Origin of the sequence: Dyadobacter psychrotolerans (genome assembly GCF_004349265.1) — a bacterium.
Classification (GTDB): Bacteria; Bacteroidota; Bacteroidia; order Cytophagales; family Spirosomataceae; genus Dyadobacter; species Dyadobacter psychrotolerans.
Genome location: NZ_SMFL01000004.1, coordinates 18347 through 31377, shown reverse-complemented (window position 1 = coordinate 31377; position 13031 = coordinate 18347). Strand labels below are relative to the sequence as shown.

The following is a 13031-nucleotide window of genomic DNA, read 5'->3' as shown; positions in this document are numbered from 1 at the left end:
TAATGAGTCACTTACAGAATCACATCACGCATTTTGCAGGTCAGGAGCTGATTACCGATCATAAAAAAATAAAGCTGCCTGATTCAAAACCCAGATGCACCATCACCGGGCATGATGCAATCGGAGCTTCTTTTAAACTACCTCTTGATGATGCACTACTAAGCAAGCATCTGCTTTTTTTGGGCAATATCGGAACAGGCAAAACAAACGCCATTTCACAAGTCATTTCTCAAATCAAGGATCAGCTTACTGATGATGACTTGATGATCGTTTTTGACACCAAAGGGGATTACTATGATCAATTTTACAGTGACGGGGATATCGTCATTAGTAATGACACCACAAGGTTTAAAGGATCTGCCGAATTTTGGAATATTTTCTCGGAATTGACTATTGATAAAACAGATCAAAGTATTACTGAAAATGCGATGGAAATTGCTGCAAATCTGTTTGTCGATAAAATTAAAAATTCCAACTCACCTTTTTTTCCGCAGGCTGCAAAAGATATACTGGCCACATTCTTAACAGTGTGCGCCAAGAAACTTCCTGAAGACCTTCATAACAATGAAGATTTAATTGAATATTTCGAAATCTCCGGAAGGCAGCAATTACAGGAGTTTTTTGAATTATATAAACAAAACAGGGTTTCAAGCTACATCTCAAAAGACGCATCTGCCCAGGCAGATGGTGTGATCGCAGAGTTGAATCAGCTTTTAGGCGAAATCTTTATTGGGGATTTCCGTAAAAAGGGCAACCTATCGATTAGAGACTTAGTAAGAAACAAAGGAGGAAAAACAATCTTTCTGGAATATGACATTTCGGTTGGTAATGTATTGACGCCGATATACAGATTATTGTTCGACCTGGCCATTAAAGAGACACTCAGTTCATCTAAAACAGCAAATCCCAAAGGAAATGTTTGGTTCTTTATCGACGAGTTTAGTCTTCTTCCAAATTTAAAATATCTTGATAATGGTGTGAATTTTGGGCGAAGTCAGGGAGCAAAGTTTATAATCGGGGTGCAGAATATTCCGCAAGTGTATCACGAGTATGGCGAATATCTGGGTCAAAGTCTATTATCCGGAATTCGGACAGTTTTTTCGTTTCATATAGATGATATAAAATCCCGTGAATTTATTCAAAACAGATACGGCCTGGCACAAAAAAAAGTGTCTTACTCAGACCCTTTTGGAAAGTCTTCCTTAGATGTGGTTCCACTAAAAGTGATCGAAGACTGGGAGATATCAAATCTGACAATTGGAAAAGCTATTGTTGGGCTACCGGAAGGCAATCCATTTATTTTTCAGTTTGGCGAATATCAAACTTAGTTTTATCCATTTTATTTATTGTCATCCAAAATCTTTTTATAATCCTTGACTGCCTTATTAACTCAACAATGATACCCTGAGCTAATAGATCAGCTCCGGGTGCTTTTTGGCTTTCCTGCTAAGCACATTTTACTTTTTTATCCCGGAAATACAGTGAATATCCCGTTCTCGAAAAAGATTATATTAACATTGAGATCTTTGGCAAGATCACAATATCTCTGTAATAAATTATGTATCGCAACGGAAATTTAAACAAAGTATGAAACCCGGACTGTTTTGAGGCAATGTATTTGAAATTCGAAATTTTCAGACAAAAATATATTGCAATTGGTTTTTGGGGGAAACTATAAAGAAAATCCAAGCCTATTCTGGTACTGATCCTGAAATAACTATGCTGGTTTTAAAAACATATACTCGCTGAGGATCAGCATTCATATAAATCATTTGAAATAATTTAACACTCAATGTGAAACACCCGTTTTACCTTTTGCTATGAACATGCGATCAATTCTACTACTTGCAGCAATGCTGTGCTCATCGATCTGCAACGCACAAAATCCTTATCTGGGGCTTTGGCAGGGATACTTCACCTATGTATTTGCTAACAACACTACTAAAACGAGCAAATTTCAGCTTCAGTTTCAGCAAATGAACGCAGATACCCTATATGGAAGAGTTATATCATACAGCGACACCGATTCTACCAAAGTGTCCGGTATATCCGGTACCTTTTCCGCTGGATATAAAAAGGATGAAAATATGTTCTATTATTTCGGTCTGGCAGATAAAACGACAAAGAAAAAAATAAAGGGCGTATATGTTTTCAGATTTTCCGGTACGGGAAATCGAACGATTATCGGTGAATTTTACCCGGAGGTAAAAAGAAAGGACGATCCCAGGGTTACAGCTGCCTTTCATAGGCTTGACTCTCCCGAGCAGCAAATCCTGTTCGCTTCTAATTTCCATGAAAAGCTCTACGAGACAAAAAAGAGAAATCCAAAATATCTGGATTGCGAATGTGACGACAAAGTATATGGAATTATTAAAGGAATGATCGATGAGCCTTTAAACGACCGCGTTAATCCAATCCCTCCAGGTCCTTATAGTCACGGGCAAAGCATTAGAGAAATCAGCAAATTGGAGCCAGAGGCTGTGTTGACCAAAATACATCGGGAGGTAATTCCATTTCCTTCAGTAGCACTTGCAAAGGGTTTCGACAATATTCTTTATACCGTAACGTCCAATTCTACCGATAAACGTCAGCCGGTATACGCATACAATCCTGCAACAGGCAGGGGCGCTTATACTAGCTGGACACTTCCGGTTCCGACTGTGGACGGTCACTGGTATGCCCAATGGCTGTCGGGCGGTACGGACAATAACGGAAATTTATACTTCCTAACAGAACAAGCCGATAAGCTGGTAAAAATCGACCCGGTAACCGATGAAGTCACTACAATTTGGGAAGTCTGCCCTTTAGGAAAACCTTCTAATGCTTACAACAAGAATCCGTTTTTACAATACGATACCGCACTTGGAAACTTTTGCTTCGATGAAAACGGATACATATGTCTTGTTAGTAATACAACCGGAACAATCACAAAAATTGATATCTCAGGTGTGCCTAGAATTGTTGAAATGTTTGCAATAGAAGGTTTACCTTTAACTGGGTTTCTAGGCACTGGATTTGGCTACGGCGATATTCTTATTCAAAAAGACGCACAGGGTGTTAACCGGACCTACGTCACGGGAAGATTTGAAATTTTCGAAGTCGATCTGGTAAGAAGAAGGCTCGTAAAAGCGGTTGCGCAGTTCCACAACGCAGATTTGGCGGGCTGCAATATTTTCAAAAAGCCTTCAATTAAGCCCTTTGAGCCTGAAAAAGTACTGGTATCAAATCCTCCTGTTGCAACCGTTTTAAAACCGGCAGACGCACCTAAGCATTCCGAGTTAACACCTGAAAAACCTTCGATTCTCAACATCGTTTTCGTTCAGAGTAAAGATGAATTCGTAGACCCGCCAGCGGCCAACGCTGAAATAAATAAATGGATCGAAAAATTGAAGATCAATCCAAACATGACAATTAAGGTAAGCGGGCATACTGATGACGTAGGAAACCCGGAAAAAAACAGATCGCTTTCCGCGTTAAGAGCTATAAAGGTCAAAAGCTACATGCTTAGCAAAGGCATCCAGCAAGGCCGCATAGCCGTCGAAGGATTTGGAGGCACAAGGCCAATGGTACCCAATACTTCCGAAGCAAACATGGCCAAAAACAGGAGGGTTGAAATTGACATCATCTCTAAATAGTTAGGACCACTGCCGGAATTCGTCGATTAATTTCTTATAGACAATCCATAGGCTTAACAGATCCTTACTAAGGTTACGTGACCTCGACCTGGCTTTGCTTACTACCAAGCCTAATTTTCTTTACTCTCCGACTGATCTCAGCAATGCAATGAAAAAACTTCTGTTCAAACTATTTTTACTTACACCGCTGCTGACAACAGCGCAGGAGAACATCGGTTTTGAACGTAGTAACTTTGACGGCTGGGTGCTTTCACACGGACAGGTTTTTGCTAGTTCGGCAGGTATGATCTTTAAAAATGAAGTAGCCGGAACCCTCAATGACGGTCACAAAATCATGTCTTTGGCAGATGGCCGCGACCCAAAAGTTGGCATCGCTACGGTCGCTCCAGGCAGCCGCTATTCTGTGCGTATCGGAAACGCCCAAAATGGCAACAATTTTGACAAGATCAGTACTAGTTTTTTTGCCACGGAACAAAACAGTTTATTTCGCTATCAGTTCGCTGTCGTCATGGAGGATCCGGGTCACGACAAAGAACAGCAACCGGCATTTTCAATCACCGTACAGATCGATGGACAAACAAGCCCATGTGGTTTCTATGAAGTGGCATCAGGCAGAGGAATACCCGGTTTTCAGGCGGTTAAAGAGACCGTTTTCAGAGACTGGACAACAGGAAGCATCGATTTAAGACAGTATATTGGAAAACGGGTTACGATCTCCATTCGTACCAATGATTGTACCCAAGGCGCGCACTGGGGTTATGGTTATTTTGACTCAGAACTTACCAAAGCAGAGGTAAAAACGGTCGTGTACTGTCAGGAGGACTCAACAGTCGTGCTCAGCGCGCCGGAGGGATTTTCCGGCTATGAGTGGTTTAACGGCCAAAAGACCAGACAGATCAAAACAAAGGTTGTCAAAGACCAGACCATTTTTGTAAACCTTTTGCCATTCTCAAGTTTAGGCGAAGATTGCCGCTTCCGTTTGGACTTCAAACCCGTGCTGCCCCTGGAACCCGCACCGATTACTGTTTCTGGCTGCGAAGGGGAAACGCTGCTAATTGCAAACAAAAAAATCAAAGCCGTAAAATCTGAAACAATCTACATTCGTATTCCCAGGGCCGGCTACTGCGATTCGATCCAAACGGTGCATCTGAACATTACACCAAGGCCTGTAACCAATCAACAGCTAACGATCTGTGAGGGGGATTTCATTCTCGTCGGAACAAAAAGGCATAAACAAACAGGAATTTACAGCGATACCCTAAAAGTAACAGGCAGATGTGACAGCATTGTCAATACCCAGTTGACATTGAAGCTTCTGGCGCGAAGTACTGTAAATGTTTCAATTTGTGAGGAAGAATACTATACTCTTGGCGACACGCTGATTAGTCACAGCGGAAGGTATACACGTCGCATCCACAGATTAAACCTTTGCGACAGTATTGCAACTGTCCATCTTTCAGTCAAGCCCATTGCAAGAACGCAGATTGAAAGATTGCTTTGCCAGGGCGATAGTATACTGATAGGAAGCACCTTTCTTAACGCAGCTGGCACCTTTACCGTACGGATTCAAAGATCATTTGCCTGTGATAGTATTGTCACAATCTCAATTCAAATGCGTGATAAAATTCCGTTGTCACAGTCCGCGCCGCAATCTCAGAATTTTACCCTCACGCTCGGTCAAAGCAGACAGCTGTCGGGTGAAATAAACGCTGCTGGAATATTTACATACAACTGGACGGCAGATAAGGGAATACTGGATTGTGCCAGCTGCCCCAGTAACACGGTAAGCCCCATACACACAACCAACTATGTGCTTACTTATAATGAAGGTTCAACCTGCCAGAGCTCCACTGCTATCCGGGTTGTAGTCAAACCCTGCCCGATGTCATTTCCGGATGTTTTTACACCAAACGGTGATAATAAAAACGAAGTGTTTCAAGTCTTTTGCGATTGTATCGGGCGAATTGAAAACTATCAGGTCTACAACCGGTGGGGAGAGGTCATTTATGCGCTGCGAGATACGGAATTCAAAAATAATTTATGGAACGGGTTTACCAACTCTCAACCCGCCCCTATTGGCCTTTATTACTTTACCATCAAGGTAAGGTATTCAAATGGAGAGCAAGGAGAAGAAAGGGGTGCTTTCAGACTTGCACGTTAGATAATCTTGTTTGAATAAATAAACAGGATTATTTATTGCAGATAAAGTCGGACCGTTATTTAAAAGCAGCCTACGGAATAAATAAATTTTTACCAAAAACCAAGCAAACTATTTGTAAGAATCAATTTTTCAGCATTTTATCAAACACAGCTCTAATTTTGAACTCCGAAGGGCGAAGCGCGTTTTCCTGTATGATTTTGCCGTCCTGATTCATGATCATATACCGGGGAATACTGCTAATATCAAATTTTTTGGCAACCGCAGACATACTCGAAGAGGGCATCAGATAACTGTCCGCTTGCGGAATGCCCAGCTTTTTTCCTGCCCTTTGCCAGGCAGCCGCGTTGTTATCGATTGAAACATAGACAAAGTTTATCCCTTTTTCTGCATACTTTTCTTGAAGCCTTTTCGAATAAGGCATCTCTGCCATACAAGGCTTACACCAGGATGCCCAAAAATCGATATAAGTAAGCTTTCCTTTGCTGATCTGATTGAAGTTTAGCCTTTTACCATTTGAACCCAGTATCTGCTCTCCTGTTAAAACGAGCGATTTGAAAGCATGGATCCCTTCGACGTGTTCTTTGTATGCAGACTGACGGCTTAGTGATAACAAATTGGCAGTGATGGACAGAATTTCACTTGCAGAGAGCTTTATCAGTTCCTGGTCTGAATGAACTACAGCGCTCGCACTGACAAAGTCTTTTGTGTCATTGGCAAATGTCTGATTGATAATATCGCTGTAAGAACGGGCGTGATCTAATTTTTTAATATCATACAAAAGCAGGTTTGAAGCGTTTCGGTAATTGCGCAGAAACAAAAGATCATCCCGTTTTAAACTGACTATGGCATTTTCAATGATTTTGCGCACATAATTTTCAGGAAATATAAGGTGACCTAAAAACAATTTCCTTTCGAGTATTTTATATTTGATTACATCTGTATGAAAGCTAAAAAAAGCCTCCGACAACCGGTGTTTATCCTGATATTGTTTTAGAAAATCAATTTCCTTCTCGTATTCCTTAGCAAGCAGATTATCGCGTAATTGCGGATTGTCAATGTATTTTTGTTCGACAAAAGTCCGCTCATAAAACGAGCCGGTATAAAACTGGATCTCAAATTTTTTGAAATATTCTGTTGAAAATAAAAGCTCCTGATTCCGAATAGAATCTCCGGTATCAAACTTGGCAAAACCACCCTGCGGTAAAATCCTGATCATCTCACCCCTTTTCAAAAAATAAGAAATCTTATATCTTCCGTCAATCAGCTCAAAGTAGGGTTTATCAACTACAAGTCTGCTCTCCCCTTCCAAATAAGTTACATTTCCAAAATCGTCGGGATAATAAAATCTGTCTTTTTGTTTAGATTCAATTTTTATTATTACTGAATCGCTTTGATCGATAAAAGCATCTGGCGTTTTAGCAAGCGTGTATGAATTACATGCAAGATTTATATAAAACAGGCAGAGGGTAAAAATTTTCATATAGAATGGGAAGGCGTGATTAGCGTAGCAAAAACTTTTTCATAAAATCTTTATGCAACATAGAAAAAATCGAGGTCAGTTAAAACATTAACGTTTTTCTTTGACAAGGAGATGCTGTTTTATGCAGCCAATCTGGTAATCATTTAATTAGTAACCTTTTATTAGCGGTTTGCTGTCTCCGACTGTCAGAATTGTTCTATTAAATTAGATACATGTAAGCTCTGCGTTGATATGTCTTCTTACAGGATTAAAAGATGATTTGTAAATATTTTATAGATTTGATGAAAGAATACCCTTTATAAACCTTCTTCACGCATGCCTTTGTTGAAATCATACTTATTCTGGCTCTTTTTGCCAGTATTTTGTATCCATCCATTTATTGCTCAAAGCCAAAAGTTATATTTAAGAAATGGCGTTGTTACTCCCACGCAGCAAACCGGTTTGCCTGATGGCAAAATAGATTGGAAAAGCTTTTCTGATCCGATGGGTAAATTGGTTATTATTCAGTTTAATTCGATCCCATCAGAAGAAAATGTCCACCTGTTAAAACAAGCAGGAATAGAGCTTCTGGAATATATTCCCGACAACGCCTATACGACCGTGCTGAAAGGTAAACCGGATGCTGCCCTGTTAAAATTACATGGTATAAAGTACATTGTTGAATTATCTCCGATACAAAAGATTCAACCTCAGTTGCTAGGAGATAACCTTCCATCGTATATGAGGAAGGTTAGCGGAAAAATGGATGTTCAGGTCAGCTACCCAAGATCGTTCTTTATTGATGATATCAGGTCTGATCTTGAAAAGAATAAGTTTGAAATTATATCCGAAAGTCTGATCGATTATCAATTTCTGGAAGTCAGGCTCGATACCAACCGCCTCGAAGAGCTGGCCGCTTTGCCCTGGATTCAGTACATAGAAAAGATAACTTCGCCTGAGGAGCCGCTCAACGACAAAAGTCTGGCAGGGACCAGGGCTAATTTGCTTTCCTCAGACAGAGGTTTCAATTACGAATTGAATGGTCAGGGAGTAGTGATCGGAATCGGTGAAGCGGGAAGCCCTTCTACGCATATAGACGTGAGTGACCGTGTGCTTAGTAATACAACTAGGTATATGGATCCGCATGGGGTCCATGTAACAGTCACCGCAGCAGGCGCGGGTATTGTTAATGAAAAATATAAAGGATATGCACCTAAGGCAGATGTTATTATGCGTACTCAGAAAGAAGTATGGCAAGAGGCGAATGCTCTGGTTCGCGATTTCGGTATGGTCCTGACCAATAATTCTTACGGGACTAGTGAGGGGGGAGCTGATTGTCCGGGGTTCGGAAGTTACTCTGGTTATTCAGGGACTCTTGATGAGCAAGCACATAACTTCCCTTATTTGCAACATATATTTGCAGCTGGAAACAGCGGTTATGCGGCCGCCTGCAATGGATTTCCTGCCAGATTTGGCAATGTGCTGGGCGATTATGCTTCGGCAAAGAATGTGCTAAGCATCGGCCAGACATTCGTAAACGGCGTTATTGCGATTAGTTCCAGCAAAGGGCCTGTGCAGGACGGACGCATTAAACCGGAATTAGTTGCACCAGGCTCATCTATTTATTCCGGTATACATGATAATAAATATGGGGCGTTAACCGGAACAAGTATGGCTGCACCCGCAGTCACCGGAGGCGCGGCACTACTTTACCAACAGTACCGGCAACTCCACAACCAACAAAATCCAAAAAATGCACTGATTAAGGCCCTGCTATGCAATGGGGCATCAGACAGGGGTTTGGCTGGTCCTGATTTCAGTTATGGTTTTGGAATGATAAACCTATTGCGATCTGCGGAGATGCTAAAAAAAGGGTGTTATTTTAGTGGAAAGCTGGGAAACGCTGCCATAAACGAATTTCAGATTCAAATTCCCGTCGGCACTTCGCTGGCAAAAGTAATGGTCTATGGGAATGATCCGGCAACTTCCACAATAGCGGGCGGAAAAACACTTGTGAATAACCTTGATCTAAAAGTCAAAACCCCTCAGGGTTCCGAGGTGTTGCCGTTATCGCCAGATGCCACCAACGTTTATGCTGCTGCCATATCACAAGTTGACAACATTAACAATGCAGAACAAGTTGTCATAGAAAATCCCATTGCCGGAACCTATACCTTCCAGGTGACCGGGTCGGTTGTGCCACTGGGACAGCAGGAGTTTTTCCTGGTTTATGATCTGATTGAACAATCCGTTTTGCTGACTTATCCGGTTGGATCAGAACGGTTAACAACTGACGACAACATCAATATTCATTGGGATAGCTATGGAAACCCGGCCAGCACATTTGACGTTTCCTTCTCCCTGAATGGCGGCACCGATTGGACAACAATTAATTCGGCTGTGCCAGCACAGACCACCCAATTGAGCTGGATTGTACCTAATGCTACCACAGTTTCCGCCAAAATCAGATTGATTCAAAACGAGACAGGGGTAGTAAAAGAAAGCGACGCGTTTACAATTATGGAGGTTCCTACTATTTCGTTGGCGCCTGTACAATGCGAAGGCTATGCATTAATTCAGTGGAGTGCTGTAAATGGTGCAACCGATTATGAAGTTATGCGGTATAACGACGGAGAAATGAAGCCGGTGACAATTACAAAGGAATTGACATACACTTTCAGTGCTTTATCCAGCGACACTACCTATTATTTCTCAGTGCGCCCACGAATCAGTGGAATACCTGGCAGGAGAGCGATCGCAATTGGCCACAAGCCGAGCGGTGGTAGTTGCGAGGGTACAATCTCTGATAATGACCTGGGCATCATTTCAATTATTTCACCCCTGAAATCTGGCAGGGAGTTAACATCAAGCAGTTTAACGGCCTCTGAGCCAGTTGCAATTCGTATCCAGAATTTTGACGATCAGCCAGTGAAGAAGCCATTTGAGCTGGGATATTCAATCGGCGGAGAAAATGCTCAAATTCATTGGGAGACAATTAGCTTAGAAATCGCGCCACAGGCAACTCTGGAACATACTTTTACCAACAATGCAGATTTACATATTGCCGGGACTTATACATTCAATTTTTACATAAAAATGGATGGAGATATCGTACAGAAAAATAACCGAAAGACGATTGTTATAAAACAACTTCCGAACAGCCCAGTTTCATTGCCGTATCTGGAAAGTTTTGAAGCAATGCCGGGCCAAACATTGCAATTCGATCAAATAGGTCTGGAGAATGCCGATAAATATGATTTTATTTCTCAGAGTAATATAGGCAGGCTGAGAACCCTGACGGATCCGGAAACTGCGTTTTCGGGGCGTAAGGCATTACTGTTTGATGCGGATAGCTGGGGCACGCATGAATACTTTACGACACTTGTAGGCACTTACAATCTTGCTGATCTCAGTACCGGGGTTGATGAGATGCTTCTAAAATTTCGGTTTCGTCCATATAACGGCTACTATTACGGAGATGTAGGCATATATATCCGGGGAAGCGATGCGGATTCCTGGATTTTCGTGTCTGATTATCGCGACACACAACATTTGAGGTTAGACAATAATTATTACCAAAAAACGGTAGAGATAAGCAATCTTTTACAGAAGAATTCTCAACGTTTCTCAACAAGCTTTCAGGTAATGTGGCGCCAAAAAGCCAGGTATCCTGCGCAAACAGACGGAATTATCATTGATGATATAGAGTTGGTAAAAGCTGCAAGTGATATTGTATTGGTTGAAGTCGCGCCATTATCCCTTCCTGTATGCACAGAAACTTCGCAAAAACTTAGTGTGCGCGTAAAAAACCTGGGAACTGACGATTGCTTTAATGTGCCTGTGCAGGTTTCGGTTGACGGACTTAATGTGAGTTCTGCATTTATTCCTGTTGTGAGAGCAGGCAGCGAAGCAAGTTTTGCTTTTAGCATAATTTCGAAGCTGCAACAAGAGGGGGACCATTTGATCAGGGCTTCGCTTAGCAAATATCTTGATTTGAAGCCAGACAATAATGTTTCGCACCTTCAGGTCACTACCCCGCCGACTATCACAAAGTTTCCTTATTTTGAAGATTTTGAAAATGGACCTGGAGGCTGGCAGACTTTTGGTCAAAATTCGGCATGGCAATTCGGTTATCCTAACTCCTCCAAAATAAAGGGTGCTGCCAGCGGGCTAAATGCATGGAAGACAAATCTGGACGGGCCTTACCAAAACGATGGCATTTCCTATCTATACTCGCCGTGTTTTTATCTTGGTGATAGCAACAGGGGAAGCATTATGCTGAGCTTTAGCAGCTCCTTAGATCTGGATCCATGTGATGAAGGTGGCTGTGATATTGCATACGTGGAATACAGTACTTCATCGAATTGGCAAACATTAGGCGGATCAGACTGGAGTACCAATTGGTATAAACCCACCGTTGGAAAGGTTCTTGCCTGGAATTCTCAGGATTATACCCGTTGGCATGTGGCTAGTGAGCTTGCCTTACCCTGGTCGGTCGGTTATATCAGGTTCAGATTTGTTATCAAAGGAAATTCTTCAAACCATAGGGAGGGTTTTGCAATCGATGACGTTCATCTCTATGATAGGGATCCGATCTATGACTTCACAGGTCAGATTACCGGACAGCAACCAAATCAGGGTTTCGCATCGACAGATCATGTCGAAGGAAATCAATGGATATCATTAAAGGTCGGTTCCTCTTTGATAGCTGCGGTCAATCCTAACAACCAAAAAATGGGTAACGTTTCCGTTTCAGCTTACAAAAACATTTCCCCAACTCCTGTTACAAAAGGCCAATACTACCTTCCCCGCAATTTTAGTATTCAAGCTTCGCCGCAAATTTATACCGAGCCCATTGGAATCAGGCTGTTTTTCAAAGATAAGGAAGTTGAAGGGCTGATTATGGCCACTGATAATACAGGAGTTAGCAGGCCGGGTTCTGTATATGATCTTTCACTGACGAAGTATTCAGGGATTAACGAAGACGGAATTTTGGAGAATAACGCAGAATCAACCTGGACTCATTATCCCAAACAGATGGTGAGACTTATACCTTTTATGGACGGTTATTATGCTGATTTTGAGACAAAAAACTTTTCCGAATTCTGGTTTGCAAAAGATTACATTGGCTCTGTTCAGCCTCTGCCTGTGTCAATTGTCAGCTTCTCAGCTCAACATCAGCTTTACGATTTCGAGAAAAAGGAGTCTGTATTATTGGAATGGAAAACATCGGACGAGAAAACTTTTAGTCATTTCGAAATTGAAGTTGCCATCACTAAGAGTGAATTCCAACAAATGAAGTTCGTAAAAATTGGGCAGCTCACCGGGCATAAGGAAAGTCTAAAACAAAGTGCCTATTCTTTTACAGACCGCAATCAATTTATTTCGGCAACTCGCTATTACCGGCTTAAACTGGTAGACATGGACGGAAGTTTCCAATATTCTATTATCCGGGCGGTGAACGTCAACGCTGAAAAAGAATGGAAGATATTTCCCAATCCGGTCAAGGAAAAAATTTCAGTACAATTTGAGCAGCAACCCGGCCTTCTTGTAACATGCAGTATTACAGATATGAATGGACATATCTTACAGACTGAGGAATTTACTTTGAATGAGTCTATTCCACAAAAAGCAATAAGTATCTCTGTCCGAAATTTCGCTCCTGGTTTATACCTGATTAGAATTACTTCGGGCCAACGGGAGAAAGTTTTCAAGTTTGTGAAAGAATAGTCAAATCATTGAATCGATGGAAGTACATAAACATGCTGGTGTAGGT

5 protein-coding genes are annotated in these 13031 nt (G+C 41.7%); 4 read left to right on the top strand and 1 reads right to left on the bottom strand.

Annotated elements, in window-relative coordinates; translation table 11 throughout:
- The first annotated feature begins 2 nt into the window (after positions 1-2).
- From E0F88_RS11790 to E0F88_RS11780, 3 genes are all read left to right on the top strand, one after another.
- Positions 3-1328 carry a type IV secretion system DNA-binding domain-containing protein gene (locus E0F88_RS11790; protein WP_131958464.1) on the top strand — a complete coding sequence of 442 codons (1326 nt, stop codon included), beginning with the start codon at positions 3-5 and terminating at the stop codon, positions 1326-1328.
- A 492-nt stretch (positions 1329-1820) separates the two neighbouring features.
- Entirely contained in the window at positions 1821-3635 is a 1815-nt protein-coding gene (locus tag E0F88_RS11785) for an OmpA family protein (RefSeq protein WP_131958463.1), read from the top strand.
- 148 nt (positions 3636-3783) lie between these two features.
- Complete coding sequence (locus E0F88_RS11780; protein ID WP_131958462.1) at positions 3784-5796, top strand: T9SS type B sorting domain-containing protein; 2013 nt, start codon at positions 3784-3786, stop codon at positions 5794-5796.
- 121 nt (positions 5797-5917) lie between these two features.
- On the opposite strand, the gene E0F88_RS11775 is transcribed toward E0F88_RS11780, so the two are convergent.
- On the bottom strand, positions 5918-7276 hold the full coding sequence (locus E0F88_RS11775) for a TlpA family protein disulfide reductase (RefSeq protein WP_131958461.1): 1359 nt from the start codon (positions 7274-7276) through the stop codon (positions 5918-5920).
- A 315-nt stretch (positions 7277-7591) separates the two neighbouring features.
- Between E0F88_RS11775 and E0F88_RS11770 the strand changes: the two genes are divergently transcribed.
- Positions 7592-12985 (top strand): S8 family serine peptidase, encoded by a 5394-nt coding sequence (locus E0F88_RS11770; RefSeq protein ID WP_131958460.1) that lies wholly within the window; start codon positions 7592-7594, stop codon positions 12983-12985.
- The last annotated feature ends 46 nt before the right edge of the window (positions 12986-13031 follow it).